This window comes from Parabacteroides sp. AF18-52 (assembly GCF_003479145.1).
Lineage (GTDB): Bacteria > Bacteroidota > Bacteroidia > Bacteroidales > Tannerellaceae > Parabacteroides > Parabacteroides faecis.
Window position 1 is genome coordinate 67,373 of sequence record NZ_QUGR01000010.1, and the last position, 26,613, is coordinate 93,985.

At 42.2% G+C, this 26,613-nt stretch carries 21 protein-coding genes; 18 read left to right on the top strand and 3 right to left on the bottom strand.

Translation table 11 applies throughout. The annotated features are described in order from the left end of the window. Nucleotides 1-109 precede the first annotated feature (109 nt). The 10 genes from DWX23_RS16435 (at nt 110) to DWX23_RS16480 (ending at nt 13,902) form a co-directional block, all read left to right on the top strand. The gene (locus DWX23_RS16435) at nt 110-3,256 is read left to right on the top strand and encodes a TonB-dependent receptor (protein WP_122375282.1); all 3,147 of its coding nucleotides are present in this window, start codon (nt 110-112) and stop codon (nt 3,254-3,256) included. A 13-nt stretch (nt 3,257-3,269) separates the two neighbouring features. Continuing rightward, the gene (locus DWX23_RS16440) at nt 3,270-4,964 is read left to right on the top strand and encodes a RagB/SusD family nutrient uptake outer membrane protein (RefSeq protein WP_122375283.1); all 1,695 of its coding nucleotides are present in this window, start codon (nt 3,270-3,272) and stop codon (nt 4,962-4,964) included. Between the two features lie 22 nt (nt 4,965-4,986). Further along, a complete protein-coding gene (locus DWX23_RS16445; protein WP_122375362.1) occupies nt 4,987-5,820 on the top strand; it encodes a hypothetical protein in 834 nt (277 codons plus the stop codon). 107 nt (nt 5,821-5,927) lie between these two features. After that, a complete protein-coding gene (locus tag DWX23_RS16450; RefSeq protein ID WP_158607088.1) occupies nt 5,928-6,593 on the top strand; it encodes a GDSL-type esterase/lipase family protein in 666 nt (221 codons plus the stop codon). Nucleotides 6,594-6,602: 9 nt separating this feature from the next. Continuing rightward, the gene (locus DWX23_RS16455; protein WP_122375285.1) at nt 6,603-9,458 is read left to right on the top strand and encodes a glycoside hydrolase family 2 TIM barrel-domain containing protein; all 2,856 of its coding nucleotides are present in this window, start codon (nt 6,603-6,605) and stop codon (nt 9,456-9,458) included. 30 nt (nt 9,459-9,488) lie between these two features. Then, complete coding sequence (locus DWX23_RS16460) at nt 9,489-10,046, top strand: glucose-6-phosphate isomerase family protein (RefSeq protein ID WP_122375286.1); 558 nt, start codon at nt 9,489-9,491, stop codon at nt 10,044-10,046. Nucleotides 10,047-10,051: 5 nt separating this feature from the next. Next, nucleotides 10,052-11,020: an ROK family protein gene (locus DWX23_RS16465; protein WP_122375287.1), complete on the top strand. Its 969-nt coding sequence runs from the start codon at nt 10,052-10,054 to the stop codon at nt 11,018-11,020. After that, nucleotides 11,001-11,828, top strand: a complete 828-nt coding sequence (locus tag DWX23_RS16470) for a glucose-6-phosphate isomerase family protein (protein WP_122375288.1) — start codon at nt 11,001-11,003, stop codon at nt 11,826-11,828. The genes DWX23_RS16465 and DWX23_RS16470 overlap by 20 nt, the downstream gene beginning before the upstream one ends. Nucleotides 11,829-11,855: 27 nt before the next feature. Continuing rightward, the gene (locus DWX23_RS16475; protein ID WP_122375289.1) at nt 11,856-13,286 is read left to right on the top strand and encodes a sugar porter family MFS transporter; all 1,431 of its coding nucleotides are present in this window, start codon (nt 11,856-11,858) and stop codon (nt 13,284-13,286) included. A gap of 37 nt (nt 13,287-13,323) precedes the next feature. Continuing rightward, a complete protein-coding gene (locus tag DWX23_RS16480) occupies nt 13,324-13,902 on the top strand; it encodes a sugar O-acetyltransferase (RefSeq protein ID WP_122375290.1) in 579 nt (192 codons plus the stop codon). Between the two features lie 81 nt (nt 13,903-13,983). On the opposite strand, the gene guaA (DWX23_RS16485) is transcribed toward DWX23_RS16480, so the two are convergent. Both guaA (DWX23_RS16485) and guaA (DWX23_RS16490) read right to left on the bottom strand, forming a co-directional pair. Beyond that, nucleotides 13,984-15,291: a glutamine-hydrolyzing GMP synthase gene (gene guaA / locus DWX23_RS16485; protein ID WP_122375291.1), complete on the bottom strand. Its 1,308-nt coding sequence runs from the start codon at nt 15,289-15,291 to the stop codon at nt 13,984-13,986. Between the two features lie 50 nt (nt 15,292-15,341). Next, complete coding sequence (gene guaA, locus DWX23_RS16490; protein WP_122352076.1) at nt 15,342-16,862, bottom strand: glutamine-hydrolyzing GMP synthase; 1,521 nt, start codon at nt 16,860-16,862, stop codon at nt 15,342-15,344. 399 nt (nt 16,863-17,261) lie between these two features. Between guaA (DWX23_RS16490) and DWX23_RS16495 the strand changes: the two genes are divergently transcribed. The 7 genes from DWX23_RS16495 (at nt 17,262) to DWX23_RS16525 (ending at nt 24,797) form a co-directional block, all read left to right on the top strand. After that, nucleotides 17,262-18,167 carry a hypothetical protein gene (locus tag DWX23_RS16495; RefSeq protein WP_122352350.1) on the top strand — a complete coding sequence of 302 codons (906 nt, stop codon included), beginning with the start codon at nt 17,262-17,264 and terminating at the stop codon, nt 18,165-18,167. A gap of 2 nt (nt 18,168-18,169) precedes the next feature. Then, complete coding sequence (locus tag DWX23_RS16500; protein WP_122352077.1) at nt 18,170-18,763, top strand: Crp/Fnr family transcriptional regulator; 594 nt, start codon at nt 18,170-18,172, stop codon at nt 18,761-18,763. A gap of 193 nt (nt 18,764-18,956) precedes the next feature. Next, on the top strand, nt 18,957-20,348 hold the full coding sequence (locus DWX23_RS16505) for a TolC family protein (RefSeq protein ID WP_122375292.1): 1,392 nt from the start codon (nt 18,957-18,959) through the stop codon (nt 20,346-20,348). A gap of 21 nt (nt 20,349-20,369) precedes the next feature. Continuing rightward, the gene (locus DWX23_RS16510) at nt 20,370-21,383 is read left to right on the top strand and encodes an HlyD family secretion protein (RefSeq protein WP_122375293.1); all 1,014 of its coding nucleotides are present in this window, start codon (nt 20,370-20,372) and stop codon (nt 21,381-21,383) included. Continuing rightward, nucleotides 21,380-22,558: an ABC transporter permease gene (locus DWX23_RS16515; RefSeq protein WP_122375294.1), complete on the top strand. Its 1,179-nt coding sequence runs from the start codon at nt 21,380-21,382 to the stop codon at nt 22,556-22,558. Before DWX23_RS16510 ends, DWX23_RS16515 begins: the two co-directional genes overlap by 4 nt. 11 nt (nt 22,559-22,569) lie before the next feature. Then, nucleotides 22,570-23,820, top strand: coding sequence for an ABC transporter permease (locus DWX23_RS16520; protein ID WP_122375295.1), 1,251 nt, complete (start codon nt 22,570-22,572; stop codon nt 23,818-23,820). A 104-nt stretch (nt 23,821-23,924) separates the two neighbouring features. Continuing rightward, nucleotides 23,925-24,797, top strand: coding sequence for a sugar phosphate isomerase/epimerase (locus DWX23_RS16525; protein ID WP_122352082.1), 873 nt, complete (start codon nt 23,925-23,927; stop codon nt 24,795-24,797). Between the two features lie 93 nt (nt 24,798-24,890). On the opposite strand, the gene DWX23_RS16530 is transcribed toward DWX23_RS16525, so the two are convergent. Then, nucleotides 24,891-25,631 carry an HAD-IA family hydrolase gene (locus DWX23_RS16530; protein ID WP_122375296.1) on the bottom strand — a complete coding sequence of 247 codons (741 nt, stop codon included), beginning with the start codon at nt 25,629-25,631 and terminating at the stop codon, nt 24,891-24,893. A 122-nt stretch (nt 25,632-25,753) separates the two neighbouring features. Between DWX23_RS16530 and DWX23_RS16535 the strand changes: the two genes are divergently transcribed. Then, nucleotides 25,754-26,359 carry a hypothetical protein gene (locus tag DWX23_RS16535; protein ID WP_147382546.1) on the top strand — a complete coding sequence of 202 codons (606 nt, stop codon included), beginning with the start codon at nt 25,754-25,756 and terminating at the stop codon, nt 26,357-26,359. The last annotated feature ends 254 nt before the right edge of the window (nt 26,360-26,613 follow it).

Genomic DNA, 26,613 nt, shown 5'->3' on the forward strand with positions numbered 1-26,613 from the left:
CAGTAATCAAAATTTTTATGTTAAAATATATATAGGCAGGAGCATTTTCGTTCCCGCCAGGGAAGTTACATTAAAAAAATAGTGATTAATCAATTAAATCAATTCTTTTATGGGAAAGAAAAATAGAAATTTTTATCTGGTTTTCATTTCCGTTTTCCTGCTTTTAGGAAATCTGCTGGCAGAAGCTCAAACGGGAAAAAACATTTCCGGAATCGTGGTATCAGAGGTCGGAAATGAACCTCTGATTGGTGTAAATGTGGTTCAGAAGGGGACGACAAATGGTTCGGTCACAGATTTGGACGGAAGATTCACTCTGACGGTACCGGACGGCAGTATTTTACAAATCTCGTATATCGGCTATCAGGAACAATTGGTAACAGTCAAGCCTGATGTTGCCATGTATCATGTTGTTTTAAAAGAAGATTCACAAGCTCTGGAGGAAGTAGTAGTAATCGGCTATGGTATTCAGAAGAAGAAACTGGTAACGGGCGCAACTGTACAGGTTAAAGGCGATGATATTCAGAAATTGAATACGGTAAGTGCCTTGGGAGCTTTGCAAAGTCAGACACCCGGGGTGAATATAACGCAATCGTCAGGTATGCCTGGTGAGGGTTTCAACGTGACGATACGTGGTTTGGGAACAACAGGTTCTTCCGGCCCCTTGTATATTATTGATGGGGTAACCGGTGCGGATATTAATAATCTGAATCCTGCAGACATCGAATCTATCGATGTATTGAAAGATGCTGCATCTGCAGCGATTTACGGTTCGCGCGCTGCAAATGGAGTAGTATTGGTGACAACTAAACAAGGGCGTGCCGGAAAAGCCTCGATTTCGTATGATGGGTATTTTGGTGTGCAGAATGTATATAAAATGGCTTCGACATTGAATGCCCAGGAATATGCGATGATACAGAATGAAGGTCGTTTAATGGATGGTTTGCCCGCTTATGATTTTAGTTCGATGGTACCGAATTGGGAAAGTTATGCCAATGGGACAAATAAAGGGACAAACTGGTTGGATGCTATGAGGAATAAAAATGCACCGATTCAAAATCATGCATTGAATATAACAGGAGGAAGTGAGCAGTCTGTCTATTCTATCGGTATATCATACACTTCGCAGGAAGGTATTTTAGGAAAACCCGTACAACCTAAATACGATCGTTACACATTCCGTTTGAATACTGAACATACTTTATTGAAAAATCAGGATTTGGATATTATTAAGTTTGGAGAGAATCTGACATATTCTTATAGTGAGAAATCGGGAATCTCTATCGGTAACCAGTATCAGAACGATATAAACGGGGCTTTGAAGGCAAATCCGTTTCTTCCGATGTATGATGAAAACGGAGATTATCATTATGCATTGAATTGGGATCCTACCGGCGAAAACCCGATTGCCCTGATGGAATATGCACATGGTCAGAATTTGACGAAGAAACATAATATTAAAGCAAATGCTTATGTGACCTTACAGCCCATCAAAAATTTGAAGATCAAGAGTAGTTTCGGTTTGACGATGGAAGCTAATTCTTATCGTAGTTTTGAACCTGTTTATGAATTGGCTTCAAATGTGTATAATAAAGAGAATGAAGTAACTCAGCGTATGTTTATCAATTCCGGCTGGCTTTGGGAAAATACGATAAGTTATGATTTCAAGATAAATAATGATCATAGTTTCAGTGCATTGATTGGCCAGTCCATGGAGAGAAGTGGCTTGGGAGATAATTTATCAGCCAGCAATGTTAATTCAATATTCGATGATTTCGATCATGCATATTTGGATAATACAACAGTCGTCTATGCTGATAAAACGACTGTAGGAGGTTCTCCCTATATGAAAAATAAGATTTTACAGAAAAGAGGGATCGCTTCTTTTTTCGGTCGTATAAATTATGATTATAAAGAAACTTATTTGCTGACATTGGTCATGCGTGCAGATGGTTCATCCAATTTTGCAAAAGGACACCGTTGGGGATATTTCCCTTCTGTATCTGCCGGTTGGGTGATGAGTAATGAAGCCTTTATGGAATCGACGAAAAATTATCTGGATTTCCTTAAAATCCGTGCCAGTTGGGGGCAAAATGGTAATCAGGATATCGATCCGTTCCAGTATTTGGCTACGATATCTTTCCTGAAGTCCAACTATTTCTTCGGACCGGATAAACAAACTATTTCTTCCGGTGCTTATCCGGATATTTTGCCGAATAAAAATGTAACCTGGGAAACTTCCGAACAATTGGATTTAGGTTTGGATGCCCGTTTCCTGGGTGGTCGCTTGGGATTCTCATTCGATTATTATATAAAGACTACTAAAGATTGGCTGGTACAGGCACCGGTTTTGGATTCTTACGGTACGAGCGCTCCTTATATCAATGGCGGAGATGTCCGGAATAAGGGGGTGGAACTTGCTTTGAACTGGAATGATCATGCCGGAGATTTTACTTATGGAGTAAACCTGAATTTGTCGCATAATAAAAATGAAGTAACCCGTATTGCTAATTCAGAAGGAATTATTCACGGAAGTCCTAACATTTTGAGTGAAGGCACTACTGAAATGTATCGGGCACAGGAAGGCTATCCTATCGGTTATTTTTATGGATATAAAACTTTAGGAGTTTTCCAGAGTGAAAAACAGATAGCGGAATATTCCGGAGCCAAATTATCCGGTACAGCTCCCGGTGACTTGATCTTTGCCGATACGAATAATGACGGAGTAATTGATGACAAGGATAAATGTATGATCGGAAATCCTCATCCCGATGTGACTATGGGATTGACTTTAAATTTAGGGTATAAAGGATTTGATCTGGGAATAACGACGAATGCCGTATTTGGAAATCAGATCGCCAAGTCGTACCGGTCGTTTACTGACCAACCGAAAGAAAATTATACTATTGATATTCTGGATCGTTGGCATGGTGAGGGAACATCCAATCGTCTGCCTCGTGTAGCATCGGGAACAAACGCAAACTGGTTGTATATTTCGGATATATTTATTGAAGACGGGGATTATTTCCGTATCCAGAATGTGACCTTGGGATATGATTTTAAAAAATTATTCCCCCGTATGCCGTTAGGACAGGCCAGATTGTATGTAACAGCTCAAAACCTGGCAACTTTCACCAAATATTCAGGCATGGACCCGGAAATTGGATATGGTGCAGACAAAAGTTGGGTTTCCGGAATCGATGTAGGTTTCTATCCGAGTCCGAGAACATATATGGTAGGTGTTAATTTAAAATTCTAATCGATTTGAAAATATGAAAAAAATAGCATTTCTTTCATTACTCGTATTCCTTTTGACAGGTTGCGACAGTTTTCTGGACTCAGAAAACTTGGTGAAAAAAGATACGTCGAGTTTCCCTGAAACTTCGCAGGATGCATTGGATGCGTTGACCGGAGTCTATTCTATATTACCGTCAGTTAATGTCAACCAGTGTACTTTCCTGGTGTCTGAGTTACTTTCGGATGATCGCCTGGGAGGTGGAGCTGCGGTAGACAGAAGTTGGGCTGCGATGGATCAACTGAAAAAGATAAATGATGACATGTTTCCGGATTTCTGGAAAAAGATGTATCAGGGAATTTTCCGTTCCAATATGTTACTGGAAACTCTTGATGTTGTAAAAACATGGGAAAAACCGGAACTAAAGGAGCAGATCGCGGCGGAAGCCAGATTTTTGCGCGCTTACTTTTATTTTGAGTTATGCCGTATGTTTGGAACAGTTCCTTTGATCTTAACAACAGAGGCTGTGAATAATCCACGGGCTGAAGCAAAAGATTTATATGCACAAATGGCCGAAGATCTGAAATATGCAATTCAGACTTTGCCGGATAAGAAATATGAGGTAAAAGACAGTCAGCTGGGGCACGCTACAAAATGGGCTGCCGAATCGTTAATGGCACGTGTTTATTTATTTTATACAGGATACTATAAACAGGAGACACTTCCTTTACTGGATGGTGGTTCTGTATCGAAGCAGGAAGTGATCAGTTGGTTGGATGACTGTATCAATAATAGTGGTCATGGTTTGGTTTCCAATTTTGGTAATTTGTGGCCTTATGCAAACTCGGCAACAGCTCCTGATTATAAGTTTGCTACCGATAACAACTTGAGCTGGGTGGGGGACGACCAGAATAATGAAACAATCTTTTCTATTAAATATTCTTCAATGGGGAATCATTCGACCAGTATCTATTATGGGAATCAGCCGGTACTTTATTTCTCTATTCGGGAACAACCGAATTACGAGAATATATTTCCTTTCGGGCAGGGATGGGGAGCCGGACCGGTCAGTACAAATCTGGTAAGTGATTGGGAAATAAGTGAACCGAATGATTTCAGACGCGCTGCATCTATTCTGGATGTAAATAACCCGGATGAAAATATAAAAAGCTATACATGGGGAGCCAGTATGCAGATTCAGGAAACCGGTTACTGGCAGAAAAAATATATCGCAATAAATGCACACCAGGCTAAGTCGGACGGGACAACGGCATGTGTCAATTACAGCTGTATATTATACGGACGTACTCCTGACTTCCAGATCGATAATACCCAGGACCAGGTGATTATCCGTTTTGCAGATGTTTTGTTGATGATGGCTGAATTAAAGAAAGATGTCAGCTATCTGAACAGAGTGCGCGAACGTGCAGGTTTGACTCCTTTGACGGGCTATACTGATAAAGCATTGCAGAATGAACGCCGTTGGGAATTAGCCTTTGAAGGCTCCCGTTATTACGACTTGCTGCGTTGGGGAATCGCTGGTGAATCCCTGGAAAAGCAGAATGGGGTAAAGGTGAAGAACAACGGTGTGGATGATGTAATGAGTATGGGTAATTTGACACAACGTATTCAGGAAACAGGTGGTTTTATGCCTATTCCTAAAACGCAGATAGATTTATCGGCAGGAGTACTTGAACAAACTCCGGGCTGGGGTAACGATGCATTGTATTAATCAAACAGTTAAATGGAATTATATGAAAAAGATAATGATCGCTCTTTTTTCATTACTGGCAATGTTTCAATTGTCTTGTAATCCAATAGAAGAGGAGCATAAACAAGGTAGTATTGTCGCAGAGAGCGAATTGAATTTGGATGTTTATCCGCTGACGGAAGGTGGAAATAAGATTGTAATGATAAATAAAACTCCGATGGTCGGATCACATTGGAATTATGGTTCAGGCATTTCTGTTCGTCAGCAGGATACGGTTCTGGTCCCGTTTTTAGGAGAAAAAGAGATTGTTTTTACGGGAATTTGTGCTGGTGGAACAGTTTCGACAGTACGTAAAGTGACTATCGACAATATTCTTTATCCGATAGAAGATGAATGGGCGATTTTTGCCGGTACGGACAAAGAAGGTAAATCATGGATGTGGGATTATACCAGCCCGGATGATGTTGTTTGGGGCAATGGCGGTTATCCTGGTAATACAGCTCCGGCCTGGGCAACGATCAAAGCTGGAGATATGGACCAGCAAGATCCGGAAGTAGGGAAAGACGGTGTCATGCATTTCGATTTGAACGGTGCGGCGAATTTCACAAAAATAAGCCAGACTGGAAAAGTCGTGGAAAGTGGTAGTTTTAATTTTGATATGACCAAGCAAAAAGTAATGGCAGACGGGACGCCTTGGTCTATCGGTACGTTGACTATTGTGAATGGAACAATTTTGAAAGGCATTTCTCCGAATGAAGGAGGAAAGACTATTCATGAATTCGATATCCTGAAGTTGACAGAAGACAAAATGGTATTGGCTCATGTATTGTCTAATGGTTGGGAAGCCTGGTTCTGGTGTTTTAAAGTCAAAAAATAGGGAGAAAGGAGCATGTCGGGAATAAGAATGAGTAACGCTCATCGATTTCCGGCATATCTCCGGTATTTGTGAGGTGTTGAATGTGCAGTAAAGAAAGGTTAGTTGGCATGAAAAAGATAGTTCTGCTTTGTGTTTTACTCTGTCATTGCATTTGTGTTTCGGCGCAATATGAACGGGCGCAGCAATGGGAGGAAAAGATTCAGGAGTTAAGAGATAAAAACGAAAAAGAAGGAATCAAACAAGGTTGTGTTTTATTTATAGGTAGCTCTACGTTCACGAGATGGGGAGATACAGAGAAATATTTCCCTAATTCTGTAGTGGTGAATCGAGCATTTGGAGGTTCCATGATGTGTGATCAGATCTATTATTTCGATGAAGTTGTCAAACCTTTTAACCCTCGGCAAATAGTTATTTATGAGGGAGATAATGATTTGAATGAGACGGAAACAACTCCGGAACAGTTTATGGAAGATGTGATTTGTATGTGCCGTCTCATTCATTACCATTATCCGGAGTGCCGTATCTTACTTGTATCGATCAAACCTTGTCCGGCCCGGGTAAAATCTTTTGAAAAATATAAAAGAGCCAATCATTTGATGGAGGAATATGCTGCATTGTATGATTATATGGATTATGTAAGTGTCTGGGACAAATTTGTCGATGAGAAGGATCGTCCTGTCATGAAATATTTTACCCAGGACCATATTCACATAACTCCTGAAGCATATCTTCTTTTTAAGGAGGTGATGGAAGATAAATTGTTGAAAAAGTAGAATAAAGATATGACAAAGGTATATTGGTTAAGCCTACTCTTTTTCTTGATGATGGGAGAGTTGGTCACAGGACAAAGTAAATTGAATTTTGGCAGAAGCGTCAGGCAACAGCCAAATGAGCTCCCTCGTTCAAAAGCCGGGAAAAATATATTGGAAAGGAAAGCTTATCAGGCTATACCCGGACAATTACAAAAAGATGAAGAAGGTAATTACCTGTTTTCCGGTGGCTGGGAAATGATTGAAGGATACAAGTTAGCAGGAAAAGGTATGTCTTTGTGGGATACCGGCACCAATTCTTCCGAATGGTATAATGCTGTGGTACCGGGAACGGTTCTTACGACATTAGTAGAACAGTCCGTATATCCGGATCCTTATTATGGCTTGAATAATTTACTTATACCAGATACGCTTTGCCGTATGGATTGGTGGTACCGGATATCTTTTGAAACGCCGCAGGAGATGGAGGAAACGAACTGCCGGCTTTTGTTGAATGGCATTAATTATAAAGCTGAAGTCTGGTTAAATGGCTACCGGCTGGGGACTATGAACGGCGCTTTTAAGAGAGGTCTTTTCTCAGTGGGGAGTTTACTGAACAGGCAGGGAATAAACACATTGGCTGTTCATATTTTTCCTCCCGATAATCCGGGAATCCCCTTTGAAGAAACTAAGGAATGGTTCGGAGGAAACGGAGGTGCTCTTTGCCTGGACGGCCCTACTTTTATTTCATCGGAAGGGTGGGATTGGATACCGGGTATCCGGGATAGAAATATAGGTATATGGCAGGATGTGAAACTGATGCGGGGGGGAGATGTCTGGATGGAAGACCCTCAGGTCATAACAGATTTACCATTACCTGATACTACTTATGCCGATATTAAAATAAAAACACGGTTGGTTAATACGACAGAGGAGGTAAAAACTGTTTCAGTGAATGGAAAAATTGACCATATTACCTTTTCTCAGAAAGTCGTATTGAAACCGTCTGAACAGAAAGAAATCTGTTTTACGCCGGAACAATTCGAACAACTCTGTATCCATAATCCTGCTTTATGGTGGCCGAACGGTTACGGTGCACAGCCTTTATATACATTGACTATGACTGTGACTCAGGATGATCAGGTACAACAAAAAAAAGAAATCCGTTTTGGCATTCGGGAGTTTTCCTATGAGTTAATGGCACAGTCTGCCGAAAAAAAGAATATTCGTTTTCAATATAGTCCCACGGATATAGAAGAAACCGGAAAACCTTTGTTTGACTATAAAAAACGTGTGACAGTTGAAAATACCCGCTTCCCCCAAGTCGTTATTCCTTCATTAACAGATGGTGCTATAAAATATCTCCGGGAAGAAACAACACAACCGGAAAATCCTTTTCTGACTATTTGTGTCAATGGAAAACCTATTTTTTGCCGGGGTGGAAATTGGGGTATGGATGATGGAATGAAACGAGTGACTCGTGAACGCCTGGAACCTTATTTCCGTTTGCATAAAGAAGCGAATTTTACAATGGTACGGAACTGGACAGGGGAATCTACAGAAGAATTATTTTATACTCTCTGTGATGAATATGGTTTGCTTGTATGGAATGACTTTTCCATCTCAACCCAGGATTATAACCTGGAACCTCTCGATGATGAATTATTCCTAGCCAATGCACAGGATATTGTTCTTCGTTTCCGTAATCATCCGTCCATTGCCGTATGGTGTCCGCGAAATGAAGGATATGCCCCGGAAATCTTGGAAGATGGTTTTCAGAGAATAATAAGTACGATGGACGGGACCCGCCACTATCATGGTAATTCAAGGGATTTAAACCTTTGTTCAAGTGGCCCCTGGCATTATATCGATAATCAATTGGAATATCTGACCAAGAAAGCCGATGGCTTCAGTACAGAACTGGGAGCGCCCTCCGTGCCGACAGCGGAAACTCTTCGCAAATTTATACCGGCAGAAGATTTATGGCCTATTGGCGATGTCTGGTATTATCATGATTTGCATTATGAAAGTTTTGATTGGAAGAATTATATCCGCGATATAGATCGGTTAGGAGCAGAGCCGTCCCGCGATGCAGATGAATTTTGTTCACGTGCTCAATTTATTAATTATAACCTGTATCGTAACATGTTTGAGACCTGGAATCAGAAAATGTGGAATTATGCCAGTGGTTTATTGCTGTGGATGAGTCATCCGGCATGGCCTAGTGTGATTTGGCAGACTTATTCATACGATTATGAAACGCATGGTTCTTTTTATGGAGTTAAGAAAGCATGTGAACCGGTACATATCCAGTGGAATTCAGTAAACAGAAAATTACAGGTAATCAATACCACACTTAAAGAACTCCCGGGAACAAAGGCTTTTTTCAGAATATATGATCTGAAAGGAAATAAGTTATATGAAAGAAATAGGTTAGTAAACTTAGCAGCGAACAAGTTGACCGATTGTATGGAAGTCGCGTTCCCTCCGGAAATAAAAGATGTATCCCTTGTTCGTCTTCAGTTATTCGACCGGAGAGGAAAGATGCTTTCTGAAAATGACTATTGGATCAACCCTGTTTCGCCGTCTGATTTTTCAGTTTTGCAAAAAGGAGGAAAATCACAGCTTCGTATCAAACAGACTGTTCGTAAGACGGAAGAAGGAAAAGTCGTGGTTCAGGCAGATATCAGGAATAATTCGAAACAGATAGCAACGGGAATTAAAGTGAATGTTCGGGAGAAGGAATCCGGAAAGTCTTTATTACCAGTATATGTTTCTGACGGTTATTTCAATTTATTACCAGGCGAAGAGAAACGTATCTATATGGAAATTCCCGAGGGGCAAGCCGACAAAGCATTTTATTTATCGGCTGATGAATGGATCAGATAAAGATAAAAATCAATGTAAAAAATAAGGATTATGAGAACAAATAGAATTTTTATACCCGAAGTCTTTTTTACTAACAATTGCCTTACTGGGGAAGATGTGATAAAATCGACTCGTGTACTGGGTGAATTGGATGGGATATTTGGAGACAGACAGGCATTTGATGGAATGGATAAAGATCAGGTCATTTATCAGGTCAGTAGTTATCTCCCGGTTTTAGAGAATACACCCGGTGGTCTGTTTATGGGGATTACTACCCTTTATCCGGGGAAGGTCGGCTCTGAATTTTTTATGACAAAGGGCCATTTTCACTCAAATAGCGATCGGGCAGAATTTTATTGGGGAGTGGAAGGTGAAGGTATGCTGATTTTGATGAATGAACAGAGAGAGGTATGGGCTGAACGGATATTCCCCGGTAGTTTGCATTACATACCCGGAAAAGTAGCTCATCGGGTGGCTAATACAGGATATCAGAAGTTAGTGTTTTCTGCTTGTTGGCCTTCTGATGCCGGGCATGATTATGCAACAATCTCTGCTGCCGGGTTTGCACAGCGTTTGATAGATGTAAACGGAGTACCTACTTTAGTTTAAAGGATATGATTAAATATACTGTTGGAATAGATTTAGGAGGAACCTTTATAAAGATCGGATTGATTCAGTCCGGTCAAGTTTTGAATTTTATAATTCTGCCTGCTTATTCGGAAAAGGGGCTTCGAAGTAATTTACCTAAAATAAAAGAAGCGGTTAATGCTTTGTTACATGACAGTAAAATCCGGACTTCCGATCTGGTGGGGATTAGTCTGGCTTTTCCCGGGATTGTCGATGTGAAACATTGCCAGGTGCTTGCCACCAATGAGAAATACAATGACGCCTGTGAATTGAATCTCCGGCTATGGTGTGAGTTGAACTGGGGGGTTCCTTTTTATATGGACAATGATACCCGGATGGCAACTGTTGGTGAATGGGTTTGTGGAGCGGCACGGGGATTGGACAATGTGGTAATGATGACAATAGGAACCGGAATAGGAACCGGAGTCGTTTTGGACGGTCGTGTTTTGTACGGTGAACATTATCAGGCAGGTTCGTTAGGCGGTCATTTCGTGATCGACTATAAGGGACGTAAATGTAGCTGTGGAAATGTGGGGTGTGTGGAAGCACTTTCTTCGTCATTTTTCCTGTCTTCTATTATAAAAGAAAACCCAAAACTATCCGCTGCTTTTCGGGAAAAAGCGGATAGCTATGATTTTGAAGAAATTTTTAATTTGGCCTCTTGCGGCGACATCGATGCTTTGATCGTAAGGAACGAATGTCTGGACGTATGGAGTGCTGCTATTGTTACTTATATACATGCATATGATCCTCAGGTGGTTGTGCTGGGAGGGGGCGTAATGAAGAGTAAAGAGGTTATATTACCTTATATCTGCGAACGGGTCGGACGACTGGCATGGTGCCCTACGGAGAATGTGAAAATTGTGGCATCGGAACTGGGGGATAATGCAGCTGTACTGGCGGCGGAATATAGTTTTACCAATCAAAGAAGGAAGAATGAAATCTTATCTGCATGAAGATAAACCGGGTGTTTCTCCGGTTATTAATGTATTTGATCCGGGACTCGATATCGGTTTGATCGAAGAGCCTATGGGCTTTTCCTACGGTCCGAGTATTTTTGGCCCTCAGGTAGAGAGACGAAAGTTGAAAGACATTTCAAAAAGTTTGATGGACCCCGACTGTGCCGGGCCTGATATAGTCTATTCTATTGCAATGGATGTAGGTAAAATAAAACATAAAGAACTATTGAATTCGATGCATTTGCTGTACGGTGTCGTAACCTATGCTACCGGAAAGCTGGGGATAGAGCCTATCCGGAGTCAGGGACATATCCATAAAGTTTCTTCTTTCAGTAACTGGTCTACTCCTGAGGTGTATGAGATATGGTCCGGTGAAGCAATTATTTATATGCAGGAATATGCAGAAGATAATCCGGGGCGTTGTTTTGCAGTTTATGCCAATCCGGGTGATGTAGTTATTGTTCCTCCTTATTGGGCACATGCGACTATCAGTGCCAATCCGGATAAACCGCTTACTTTTGGTGCCTGGTGCGATCGGGAATATGGTTTCGTTTATGAGGGGGTAAGAAAACATAACGGAATAGCCTGGTATCCGGTTTTTGATGAATTGAATGAGATTCAATGGTTGGAGAATCCAGCCTATCAACCGTCGGAACTGATATGTAAGTCTCCTGCCGATTATTTGGAATTAGGGATAAAAAAAGATAAATCTATTTATTGTACATTTGAAGAAGACCCGGAGACTTTTTTATTTGTTCCTTCTCCACAAATAAAAGAGGAATATTGGAGACGATTTATTCCATAAAGGGATTTTATATATAATTTGAATACCATGAAAACAGAGCATAATAAGATGTTGATTTATATCATAGCGATGATTGCGGCGACCGGAGGTTTACTTTTCGGCTTTGATACGGGTGTGATTTCGGGAGCCATTCCATTTTTTCAGAAGGATTTTGGAATAGACAATAATATGATAGAACTGATTACGTCGGCAGGTTTGCTGGGGGCAATCTTAGGTGCTTTGTTTTGTGGTAGGTTGACAGACCGTTTAGGACGTAAAAAAGTAATTTTAGCCTCTGCCGTAATCTTTGCTGTAGGGGCAATTTGGTCCGGAGTTGCGGTTGATGCCTGGAATTTGGTTCTGGCTCGTCTTTTTCTGGGAATAGCGATTGGGGTTTCTTCTTTTGCCGTCCCTTTGTATATTGCAGAAATTTCGCCAGCCAAAGTGAGGGGAATGCTTGTTTCAATGTTTCAGTTGATGGTTACAATTGGGGTTTTGGTTTCTTATTTATCAGATTTATATTTTGCAGATGAAGGTGATATGTCTTGTTGGAGACCAATGTTCTATGTGGGAGTTATTCCAGCCTGTATATTGCTTGTGGGTATGATCTTTATGCCTGAGACTCCCCGTTGGCTGATGTCGAAGGGAAGGCATAGCGAAAGTATCCGTATTTTGAAAAGAATAGAAGGAGAAAAACAGGCAAAGGATTCTTTTCAACAGATGCAAGAGGAAATAAAAAGAAGCGAAACGGAAAAATCCGGATGGAAAGAACTTTTGCAACCCTGGTTGAGAACCCCTCTGATCATCTGTATAGGGATTATGTTCTTTCAGCAGTTTGTCGGGATCAATACAGTGATCTATTATAGTCCTAAGATCTTTTTGATGGCAGGTTTTGACGGGACTGTTGCGGCAATTTGGGCTTCTGTGGGAGTTGGGGTGGTCAATGTTATTTTCACGGTTGTATCTGTTTATTTTGTAGATCGCTTGGGAAGAAGAAAGCTTTATTTTATCGGATTGTCAGGGATTGTCGTATCTCTTTTAATCCTGGGGTTATGCTTTGTTTTTGTAAATCAGTTGGGCGATTCGGTAAAATGGGTGGCTATTTTGCTTATATTCTGTTATGTCGCTTTTTTTGCGATCAGTATAGGTCCTTTAGGCTGGCTTATTATTTCAGAAATATTCCCTTTAAAATTACGCGGGTTAGGAGCTTCTCTCGGCTCGCTGTCTGTTTGGCTTTTCAACAGCATCGTTTCATTTACTTTCTTTAAAATTGTAAAAGCATTGACAATACCCGGAAAAGAAATAATAATGGATGGTGAAAATCTGGGGAATCCGGCAGGTGCTTTTTGGTTCTATGGAGGAGTTGCTTTTCTTGCGTTGATTTGGGGGTATTTCTATGTTCCGGAAACAAAAGGTGTTTCACTGGAACAAATTGAAAATTTCTGGCGGAAAAGAGAAAGTCCTCGTAAGCTGAAATAAATCTCCTATATTTGCGGAAAACATAAAGATGTAAATAATGACTGAAAAGGAAAAATGCCGTCAGGGGTTATTGTATGATGCCAATTATGATACAGAGATATTGGCTGACCGTGAAAAGGCGAAAGAGTTACTTTACGATTACAATCGCCTGCGCCCTTCACAACAAACAGAAAAGGCAGAGTTGTTAAAGCTCTTATTGGGTAAAACAGGTGATAGTCTGATTATTGAGCCCCCTTTTGCCTGCGACTACGGATATAATATCGAAGTAGGAGAGAATTTCTATGCGAATGTGAACCTGGTTATTCTGGACGGGGCAAAAGTCTGTATCGGCGATAATGCCTTTATTGCCCCGAATGTTGGTATTTATACGGCTGGGCATCCATTGGATGTGGAACAGCGGAACCGGGGACTTGAATATGCCCGTCCGGTAACGATCGGTCATAATGTGTGGATCGGTGCGGGAGTCTCTGTCTTACCGGGAGTGACTATCGGCGATAATGCTGTCATCGGTGCCGGAAGTGTAGTGACGAAAGATATTCCGTCGAATGTACTGGCTGTCGGTAATCCTTGTCGGGTAATAAAAGAGATAAAGCAGGGAGAGTCCGGTTGTCAATAAGGGATGTTCTATTCTGAAATATAATAAAGCCCGGTTCAGATTTCAAGACCGGGCTTTATTGTTATAAGATGTTTGTATCGATTATTCCCACTCGATAGTAGCATTCGGTTTCGGGGACATATCGTAGCAAACGCGGTTTACGTTTTTCACCTCTTTCAGGATACGGTCCGTGATCTTCATCAGGATAGGCCAGTCAACCGGTTCGATTGTTGCAGTCATAGCATCTACGGTGTTGACAGCACGGATGATAACAGGCCAGTCGAAGGAACGGGCATTATCACGTACGCCTACTGATTTGAAATCAGGTACAACAGTAAAATACTGCCATACTTTCTTGTCTAAACCGGCAAGCTGGAACTCTTCACGCAAAATCGCATCGGCTTCACGAACAGCTTCCAGTCTATCACGAGTGATAGCCCCTAAACAACGTACACCTAAGCCAGGACCAGGGAACGGCTGACGGAAAACCATTTCGTACGGCAAGCCCAGTTCCAGACCGCAAGCACGAACTTCGTCTTTGAATAACTGACGCAGCGGTTCAACCAGTTCGAATTGTAAATCTTCAGGCAGACCACCTACATTATGGTGAGACTTCACCATCTTGGCTGTCTTTGTTCCGCTTTCCACGATATCCGGATAAATAGTACCCTGAGCCAGATAATCTATGCCGTCCAGTTTGCGTGCTTCTTCTTCGAATACGCGGATAAATTCGCCGCCGATAATCTTACGCTTTTCTTCAGGATCGGCAACACCTGCCAGTTTATCCAGAAAACGATCGGTCACGTCTTTGTATATCAGGTTGGCGTTCAACTGGTTTCTGAATACTTCAACTACATCTTCCGATTCACCTTTACGCATCAAACCGTGGTTTACATGTACGCAAACGAGTTTATCCCCGATAGCTTTCAGAAGCAGTGCGGCAACAACCGAACTGTCAACTCCGCCCGATAAGGCCAATAATACTTTTTTATCACCAACCTGACGTCTGACAAGTTCAATCTGGTCATTGACAAAGTTTGTCATATTCCAGTTGGCTTCCGCTTTGCAAGTATCGAAAACAAAAGATTTGACAGCTTTCTTGATCGCTTCTATATCATTGGTAAATTCATCCAATTTAACTTCGCATAAAGCTTTGTCGTGACCGGCAGCCATGACAGGAATGCCCATAGAATAAATAGCAGGGTCTACATCGATAGCAACGCCGTCGATCACATGGTTAGGACCACCGTTGATGATGATACCTTTTACGTTCGGGAGAGCTTTCAATTCCCCGACAGTGATGTCGTGAGGATAAATTTCACTATAAACTCCCAATGCACGGATAGCTCTTGCCAATACCGTATTTTCATGACTTCCCAGGTCTAAAATAACGATCATATCTTGTTTCATCGTATTCCTCCTAAAATTATTAAGTTGATTAGATTATCCTTCTGTTGATTTTATTCCCACTCGATTGTTGCTGGTGGTTTGGAACTGATGTCATACACAACGCGGTTTACACCTTTTACCTTATTGATGATTTCGTTGGATACTTTAGCCAGAAAATCGTAAGGTAGTTGTGCCCAGTCGGCTGTCATGGCATCGGTTGATGTTACGGCACGCAAAGCAACGGTATTTTCATAGGTACGTTCGTCACCCATTACTCCGACCGACTGGATCGGGAGCAGGATTACTCCGGCCTGCCAGATCTTGTCGTAAAGACCCCATTCGCGCATCAGTGACATATAAATATCGTCGGCATCCTGCAGGATACGTACTTTTTCTGGTGTTATATCGCCTAAAATACGGATACCCAAACCCGGACCGGGGAACGGATGGCGTTTGATCAGGTGCGGCTGCATACCCATCTCGATACCGACGCGGCGGACTTCATCTTTGAAAAGGAGACGAAGCGGTTCCACCAGCTTCAGTTTCATGGTATCCGGCAGGCCACCCACGTTGTGATGGCTCTTGATCACGGTACCAGTAATGGATAAAGACTCGATTACGTCCGGATAGATCGTGCCTTGTCCCAGCCATTTGATATCTTTCAGTTTATGGGCTTCTTCGTCGAATACATCGATAAAACCTTTACCGATGATTTTACGTTTCTGTTCCGGCTCGGTCACTCCGGCCAGCGCTTTATAGAATTTCTCTTTTGCATTTACCCCGATCACATTCAATCCCAAATGCTCGTAATCTTTCATCACGTTCTCAAACTCGTTCTTGCGCAACAAGCCGTGATCGACGAAGATACAAGTGAGGTTTTTACCGATTGCCTTGTTCAGCAATACGGCTGTAACGGAAGAATCCACACCGCCCGATAAGGCAAGGATTACTTTGTCGTCACCCAACTGCTCTTTCAGTTCAGCAACAGTCGATTCGATGAAAGAGGCTGGAGTCCAGTCTTTGGCACATCCGCAGATATTCAGGAAATTATCCAGTAATTTGGTTCCGTCTGTAGAGTGGAATACTTCCGGATGGAATTGTACTCCCCATGTCTGTTCGCCTTCCACATGATAAGCTGCAGCCTTCACATCGTCCGTGCTGGCTATAACCTTAAAGTGATCAGGTAATACGGTAATTGTATCTCCATGTGACATCCATATCTGGGAACCCGTATCGATGCCTTTCAGCAGAGGATCTTCATTGTTGATATACGATAGATTCGCACGTCCATACTCGCGGGAGTTGGCCGGTTCTACATTGCCTCCGGATGTGTAAGCCAGAAACTGAGCCCCATAACAAATACCTAAAACCGGATACTTGCCACGAATTTCACTCAAGTCAGCCTTAAAAGCATTTTCGTCGTAAACGGAGTAAGGACTTCCTGAAAGGATCACACCTTTCACATCTGTAGCATCATGCGGGAATTTGTTGTAGGGAATGATCTCGCAATACATGTTTAATTCTCTGACCCTGCGGCCAATCAATTGCGTTGTTTGCGAGCCGAAATCAAGAATAATAAGTTTCTCGTGCATGCAGTGTTATTATTTAATTGAGTGCGGCAAAGATAGTAATTTTATTTAGAAAATCTGTACAGCGCTTGCTGTATATATAGGGAATCGATAGGGGAATTTCAATATATTTTTTATGATTTCACAAAAGTTTTATTGCTGTGAAGCAGAATTTCCATGCGGGTGGGGATTTTTCCCCACTTAGATGGGTAATAATCCCCACCCGCATGGGGAAATAATCTGCTGCTATAAATAGCACAGGAAAACCCAATAGAATGAATTGTTCTTCCGGACGGAGCTAAAACCGTTTCATATTTGTTGAAAGAATGGTTAAGTTCTTAAAAAATGTATAAACGGTCAGGATATGTTTTAATACATCTGATTAAACATTACCTTTGTACGTTCATTTTTAGAAGGAACCGTATGGATACAGAAAAGAAAGAAGCAAAAGAAATAAATAAGCTCTCATTATTGATCATGGCAGTGGTCATTTTGATATTGATTATCGCTGGTGCCGCTTACTATATTTATCAGCAAAAGCAGCAGATGACTGACTTGGTCGAGGCTTATGATCTGGATAAGCAAACGCTTGAAGACGAGTTCAATGAACTCTCTATGCAATATGAGGGTTACCAATTCAAAGTCGGTAATGACTCATTGATGAGTCTGTTATCTACGGAGCAGGCGAAAGTTCAGCGTTTGATGGAAGAGCTTCGCACGGTAAAAGCGACAAATACCAAGGAAATAGCCCGTTTGAAGAAAGAACTGGAAACGCTTCGTAAGATCATGCGTAATTATGTTGTGCAGATCGACTCTTTGAACAGAGCGAATGAACAATTGCAGGTAGAGAAAAAAGAAGCCGTTCAAAAATATCAGCGTGCCACTTCACAGGCTGCTACCTTGAAGAAAGAGAAAGAGAAGCTATCCGAACGCGTTACGTTGGCAAGCCGCCTGGATGCTACAGGTATAACGGTTACTCCGGTCAATTCGCGTGGAAAGCTGGCGAAGAAGATCAAACGGATGGAACGTTTCGTTGTGGACTTCCGTATTGCGAAAAATATTACTGCTCCCGTTGGAGAGAAGACTGTTTATGTACGTATCCTGAAGCCGGACGACGACGTGCTGGTAAAGAGCCGTGCCGATGTTTTTCCTTTTGAAGGAAAAGATATCAACTATTCCATGAAGAAGCTGATCGAATACGATGGAGAAGAATATCCGGTTACGATGTACTGGGATATTGAAGAGTTCCTGTCTCCGGGAACTTACCGGGTCGATATATTTATTGATGGTAACCATATCGGAAAGAAAAGCTTTACGTTGGAAGATTAACGATGGAGACAGATTGCCATTTAGCAAAACTTTTAGCGGATCTTCCGGAATCTCTGGCCCGTGATGAGGTTTTTGTAGGCGAACTCAGTAATATCACAAAAGTGATTGCTGTCGATAAAGGAGACTATCTGCTCCGCACCGGCGAAATATGCCAGGATGCCTATTTTATCAATAAAGGACTATTCATTAATTTATATGTAAGTGAAAAGGGGGATGAATGCGTAACCGGCTTTTCATCTGACTATCTGTATCCTTTCCTGTCTGCTATCGGGTATTTTACTCAGGCGCCTTCCGAGTTCGAGATCAAAGCGCTGGAATCCGGTGAACTGTTACGGTTGTCACGTACCCATATCGAAGACTTATCCCTGCGTTATCCGTTATTTGCATCGTACTACCAGAATGCGATGCTGACTATTATATCAAAACTTTACTCCATGTTCGCCATCCGTCAGTCCTGTACGGCTGAAGAATTCATCAAATATCTTTATAATCACTACATGTGGATCATGCAACGTGTCCCCGACAAGTATATTGCTCAGTATATGGGGATCAGTAATGCATGGTACTGCAAGCTGAAAAAGCGCATCTTTAATTGAATTAATTCAATTTTATATTTAAAGTAAACCAGTACTTTTGCATCGGAAAGTCGTACTTTTGTTTGTGTACGAAGATTATAGGTTTATCGAATATAAACAATAGGAGATAACCAGTTGTTTTTTATTATGAATAAGGGTGATAAATTGTTTTAGTGGTTAAAATAAAATCTCCGGATGAAAAAACAATAAAAAGATGAAACGGATTATCGTATTAGTAGGATTGTTGGTCTGGTCTGGTTATGCTAATTCCCAACAGACATTGACATTGGAAGAATGTCGAAACTTAGCTATTCAGAATAATAAGGAATTGCAAATGTCCGGCGAAAAGGTAAAGGCGGCGAATGAAGAAAAGAAGGCAGCTTTTACCAAATATTTCCCGCAACTTTCCGCGATGGGAGGTTATATGTGGAATCAGAAAGATATCAATCTGCTGGACATGGATGCTTTAAGTGCCAAACTCGGTTCTGCCTTGGGGCCGATTGCCCAACTTCCTGTTTTCGGACAATTGATGGGAGGAGTAGATGAGATGCAGCATCTGGATGTACAGAATATCTGGGTAGGAGGTGTTTCGCTGGTTCAACCCGTTTTCATGGGAGGGAAGATCGTATCCTATAATCAAATTACCAAATATGCGCGTGAGTTGGCAGAGTCGATGAACGATCTCCAATTGCAGGAAGTCATTTATAAAACCGATGAAACGTACTGGCAAGTGATCTCTTTGGTCAATAAGAAGAAGTTGGCGGATGCCTATGTCGGACTGCTTCGTAAAATGGATAGCGATGTGACTGCCATGATTACAGAAGGTGTTGCCACACAGGCGGATGGCCTTTCTGTGAAGGTGAAGCTGAATGAGGCGGAAATGGCACAGACAAAAGTGGATAACGGACTCGCCTTGTCACGTATGTTGCTGGCCCAAATTTGCGGATTGCCTCTCGACGAGCCATTGGCACTGGCGGATGAAAATATAGAGAACTTCCCTGTACATTCCAATGATGCCGTTGCGAATGTGAATGAAGCTTTTGCCAATCGCGATGAACTGAAAAGCCTGGAACTGGCAACAAAGATCTATCAGAAAAAAGAACGCATCGTTTTAGCGGATATGTTGCCCAATGTCGCTCTGTCGGCAAACTATCTGGTAACGAACCCGAATGCATTCAACGGCTTTAAAAATGAATTTGCCGGAATGTTCAATGTCGGTGTAATGGTAAAAGTACCCCTGTCCGGTTGGTGGGAAGGTAGTTACAAACGGAATGCCGCTCGTGCCGAAACACGTATCCAGATGTTACAACTAATGGAAGCGCGTGAGAAGGTTGAATTGCAAGTGAACCAATCCGTCTATAAGGTGAATGAAGCCAATAAGAAACTGACGGCTTCTTCCCGTAACATGGAAAATGCGGAAGAGAACCTTCGTCATGCCAATCTGGGCTTTGAAGAAGGTGTTATTCCGGCACTGAATCTGATGGAAGCGCAGACCGCCTGGGTTTCGGCACGCTCCAGTCTGATCGATGCTCAGATAGAGGTGAAATTAACGGAAGTTTACCTGTCGAAAGCAATGGGTAATCTCTCGGTAGATAAACAGAAGTAATAACAATAAAAATATACAAAGATGAACGAGAATAAAAAGTTTTCGATCAGCAACATGATGTTGGCATTTATCACGGTATTGGTCGTGATCGGATTAGTCGCATTGACCGGTTTCTTTTTGCTTACTCCTCCTGATGATATTATTATGGGGCAGGCTGAAGCCAATCAGGTCCGTATTTCCGGGAAAGTTCCCGGACGGATCGAATCATATCGTTTTGACGAAGGAGATAAAGTAAAAGCCGGTGACACACTGGTTTATCTGAATACGCCGGAGGTGCTGGCAAAATTGCAACAGGCGGAAGCTGCTCAGAAAGCGGCTGAAGCGCAGAATGCCAAAGCAATCAAAGGAGCTCGTGCACAGGAAATAGCCGGAGCTTATGAAATGTGGCAGAAAGCACAGGCCGGTCTTGAAATAGCAAAGAAATCGTATACCCGTGTTCAGAATCTGTATGAAAAAGGCGTTATGTCTGCCCAGAAAAGAGATGAGGCGGAAGCGAATTATAAGGCGATGGTAGCCACGGAGAAAGCGGCAAAGTCACAGTATGATATGGCAATGGACGGTGCCCGTTCGGAAGACAAAGCAGCGGCTGCCGCCCTGGTTCAGCAGGCTGGCGGTGCTGTAGCCGAAGTGGAGTCTTATCTGAAAGAGTCGGCTTTGGTTTCACCGATCGACGGTGAAGTATCCGAACGTTTCCCACAAGTGGGAGAGTTGGTCGGAACCGGTGCGCCGATCATGAATATAACAGACCTGAACGATATGTGGGTGTCATTCAGTGTGCGTGAAGACCTGTTGAAAGATATCAAGATCGGATCGGAACTGAATGCTTTTATACCGGCACTCGACAATAAGCCTGTAAAACTGAAAGTATATTATATGAAAGATATGGGATCGTATGCTGCCTGGAAAGCGACAAAGACAACCGGACAGTTCGACTCTAAGACTTTCGAGGTGCGTGCACGTCCGCAGGAGAAAATCGCTGATCTGCGTCCCGGCATGTCTGTTGTAATGAAGAAAAAAGGAAACGAAATATTATGACCCTGAAGCAGAGTTTACATAGTATCTGGAATGTAGCGAAGCGGGAGATACACCGGCTGACATCGAAGCCGATCTATTTCTTCTGTATGCTGATCGCTCCGGTTCTCTGTGTCGTCTTCTTCCTGTCACTGATGCAGGAGGGGCTGCCAACCAATTTGCCGATCGCAGTGGTCGACATGGATGGTTCTGCCACTTCCCGTAACCTGATCCGGCAGCTGGATGCTTTTGAGCAGACAGAGGTTGTTTATAAGACTGCGACATTCGATGATGCACGCCGGGAAATGCAAAAAGGAAATGTATATGGAATTTTCTATATACCGAAAGAATTTGCCGTGGAAGCGACTACAGGAAAACAACCGACGTTGTCTTTTTATACGAACGGAACTTATCTGATCGCTGCTTCCCTGCTTTTCAGGGATATGAAGACAATGTCCGTTCTGGCAGGTGCTTCGGTCGGTTTGCAGACCGGACTGGCGAAAGGATATACGACCGACCAGATCATGGGGCAACTTCAACCTGTGGTTGTAGATACACATGCGCTCGGTAATCCCTGGCTGAACTATTCCGTTTACCTGAATAATACGATTTTGCCGGGTGTGCTCCAGCTGATGATCTTTCTGGTGACGGTTTTCAGTATCGGAACGGAACTGAAATACTCGACAGCCCGTCAATGGTTACAGACCGGAGGCAACTCGTTTACATTAAGTCTGTTGGGGAAACTTTTGCCGCAAACGGTTATTTTCACGGTAATAGCTTTATTGTGCTGTTCCGCTCTATATGGTTTTAATGCGTTCCCGTTGAATAGCGGATGGATGCCGATGATCGTTGCTTTGTTCCTGCTGGTCATTGCCTCGCAGGCTGTAGGTGTATTTATGATCGGGGCATTGCCGACTTTACGTCTGGGACTGAGTTTTGCCAGTTTGTTCGGTATGATCGCTTTTTCAATTGTCGGCTTTTCCTTTCCGGTTCTGGGTATGGACCCGACATTGCAGGCTTTGAGTACCTTATTTCCCCTTCGTCATTATTTTCTGATCTATGTGGATCAGGCATTGAATGGGAGAGACCTGTTTTATTCATGGACTGAGTATGCCTGGTTGATCGGTTTTCTGATCTTGCCGTTCCTGATCGGAAAACATCTCAAAAATGCATTGCTGTACTTTAAGTATATTCCGTAAAACTGAAAGTAATGAAAAGAGAACATCGTTTACGATATATAATCAAAGAAGGCATTCAGGATACCTTTTTTATCTGGAAAGACGAGCTGAAGAACGTCTTCAAAGACTCGGGAGTAATGATCTTTTTCTTCCTGGTTCCGTTCGTCTATCCGTTACTGTATGCCTTTATTTACAATAACGAAGTGGTGCATGATGCCAAGATGGTAGTGGTGGACCAGTCGGACTCGTATCTGAGCCGCGAATATATCCGTAAGGTGGATGCGACGGCCGATGTGAAGGTGGTTGCCGTATGTGCGGATATGGAAGAAGCAAAGCGGATGCTGGATGAGAAGAAGGCATACGGGATATTGTATTTTCCCAGTGAGTTCAGTAAAAATACACATAAAGGAAAGCAGGCGACCGTTTCGCTTTATTGCGATATGAGTGCTTTGCTGTTTTATAAAGCGTTCCTGTTGGCTACCACCGAAGTCTCACTTGAGATAGGAAAGGAGTTACGGGCACAGAACAACCCGTCGTCGACGATAGAACAGGAGAAGATTACGATCAACCCTATTCCGTATGAATCGGTCGCTTTATTTAATTCGCAGAACGGGTTTGCCAGTTTCCTTGTACCGGCTATCCTGATTCTGGTTATCCAGCAGACACTGATTCTGGGAATTGGTATGTTGGGAGGAACGGCGCGGGAGAAAAATCGTTTTCACAGCCTGGTCCCTATCAGCCGTCATTTTAACGGGACATTACGTATCGTATTCGGAAAATCGCTTACCTATATATTATTATATGTGGTCGTTTGTATCTGGGCATTGGCTGTGGTCCCGAAATTATTCTCATTGCCGCAGGTAGGGGAACCGTGGACTGTCATGTTGTTTGTTTTGCCTTATTTGTTTGCTTCTATCTTTTTGTCTATGACATTATCCGGTTTCATGACAAGCCGCGAATCGCCGATGCTGGTATTTGTATTTACCTCGGTGATCCTGTTGTTTATTTCCGGTGTGTCCTGGCCCAAGGAAGCGATTCCTCCGTTCTGGAAAGCAATAGGCTATTTGTTCCCTTCCACGCCTGGGATACAAGGGTTTATCCGTATCAATACGGCAGGAGCTACATTGAATGAAGTAGCTCACGAATACCGTACGCTTTGGGTGCAGGCCGGAGTCTATTTTATTACTTCCTGTATGATTTACAGGTATCAGATCATGCGCAGCCGGAAACTGATAATAAAACAATATCGATACATGAAGATGCAACGAATGATGCATAGATAATCAAAAGTGGTCTTTTTGATGGATTTTAACGAAATAATGTTAGAATCCATCAAATATAGTCTTACTTTTGTACAAATTCTCAATCAAACTTAATTTTTAGTACTATGCAGAACAGACGTAACTTTTTGAAGCAAGCTTCATTGTTGCTTGCAGGAGGTTTAGTTGCACCTCAGTTATTATCTTCTTGTGCCGAAAAATCGAAGAAACATATCGGTTTACAGTTGTATTCTTTAAGAGACCTTGTAAAAGACGAAGGTATTCAGAAGGTTTTGGAAACAGCTTCCAAAATAGGATATACAAATCTGGAAACAGCCGGTTATGACAATGGTAAGATTTATGGTATGGCCCCGGCCGAATTCAAGAAAATGTGTAATGATCTTGGTATGAAGTGTACAAGTGCCCATCTGGGACAAGCTTTTACCAAAGAAAAGGAAGCAGAAGTAATGAGCTGGTGGGATCAGGCGATCGATGCTCATAACGAACTTGGCGTAAAATATATGGTTCAGCCTTGGATGCCGGTAAATGATGAAACGACATTGGATGACCTGAAGATGTATTGCGATTATTTCAATACGGTTGGTTATAAGACTGCAGCTGCCAGTATTGCTTTCGGGTATCACAACCATAACTTCGAATTCCGTAAAATTGGCGATCAGTTGATCTACGACTTCCTGTTGGATAACGTAAGTCCGAATCATGTATTCTTCCAGATGGACGTTTATTGGGTGAAAGAAGGCGGTGCCGACCCTGTTGCTTATCTGAAAGCTCGCCCCAGCCAGTTCAAGACTATCCATATCAAGGATGACAAGGAAATTGGTGCCAGCGGCAAGATCGATTTCAAACCGATTTTCGACCAGATGTATGCTAATAACGTAAAAGACTGGTATGTTGAAGTTGAACAATATACCAATAACGATCCGGTAGCTAGTTGCCAGGAAAGTTTCGACTTCCTGAACAATGCGGATTTTGTGAAATAAATAATTTACGAATATTCATTCGTTATGAAAGCGATGTTTATCGGTGATTATCCGGTGAACATCGCTTTTTTGTTTTGAAAATAATTGTCTGTGCTAATTGCCCGATTTCTTAATACATTCCATAATATTATTCCAATCCTTTGCCAGACTTGTCATATCCGGATACAACAGGTTTGCCCCCGCATCCAGCAATACTTTATCCGGCAGCGGTCCTGTATTGACTGCAATCGTAAAAATACCGGCAGCGACACCGGCTTCTACCCCCATCGGGGCATTCTCTACGACAAATGCCTCATTAGCCCTTACTCCGGCTTTCTGCAACCCCATCAGGTAAGGTTCGGGATGAGGCTTTCCGTATTTTACATCAAAGGCCGTTACCATCTTCTCGCGTGTGAAATATCCCGGATAAGTATGTTCCAGCTTATTGATAAGACTATGTTGTCCGGAACCGGTAACGACTAACGTCTGTAAGCCCGAGTTTTTAACTGCAGCTAGGACATCTGCTGCCCCGGTCATCGCTTTCCCGTCATTGTACCGGTTGAAAAATGTTGCTTTCTCTTCGTATATTTCTTTCTTTTCTTTCTCGGTCGCATTGCGCTGGAAAGTACGTTGGTATAGTTCGTTGATAGTGCTGTCTCCGGTACGTCCTTCATACATGTAAAAGTCTTCTTCTACAGCCTGCAGGTGATGGTTCATGGCTGTTTCATGCCAGGCGCGGGCATGAAAACGCATAGAGTCGTATAAGACACCATCCATATCGAAAAGTACAGCTTTGGGAGAGAGGCAATTCTGCTTAGTTCTTAGCAGATAACGGTTGATAGCTTCTTGTATCATTCTGTTCATATTCTTATATATATCTTTGCAAAGTTACGAAATTTCTTATTCTTATTTCCTATCTTTGATGTGAACAACCCGTAAAAACAGGGTGCGGTAATAACGATTAAAAACTGATGAGTATGAAGAAGAGTTTACTATTGTTATCGATGATGCTGTTTGCTTTCTGTTTTCAGAGCAAAGCTCAGGACTGGACGGATCTGCAGCATGAAGTTTCTTTGAGTTACGGTGGTCTGCCGGTAGTCGACTTGTTACATCATTATGAGAATTATTTCGACCCATCGACTGAATCGGTCAATTTGTATGATGATAAAGGCAAGTTCGGAGCACTGAATATCAGCTATATCTTTTATCCGGATGAGGATTGGGGGATTGGATTGGTATATTCTTATACAAATAGCGACAAGCGTATTATTGCGAATGAAAAGATTGTCGGAGACTTCGTAAGTTCTTTCCACTCCATCTGTCCTTCTTTTAAGTATAATTGGTATAACTACAACTTTGTCACGTTATATTCACGTTTGAATGCAGGTGTCGCTATTGCTACGGCCAAAGCCTCTTTTATCAACGAAGAGAATCGTCCGGATGAAGAAACAAAGGTGAAAGCATTCTTTATGTATCAGGTTTCCCCGATCGGTATTGAACTGGGACGGCAGATAGCCGGATTTGTCGAAGTCGGTTTCGGTCATATGGGGACTGCAATGGCTGGAATACGGTATAGAATGTAAAAAATATAGTATTTGATAAATTTAATTTATTTCCGTTTAATAGTATCGGATTTGGTAGGCTAGTTAAGTCGTACTATAAAATAGCCGTTGATATATCGCGAAAGGCGTATATTAACGGCTTTTAATTTTGAACAGAGTTCGATTAGAACTCTGTTAATGTTGCCGTAAAACTAATGAATAAATCTAAATAAATACCCTGTTTGACTTAAAAATAACTGTCAAACGATGATTTTTATTCCAAGGGGGAGACCTAA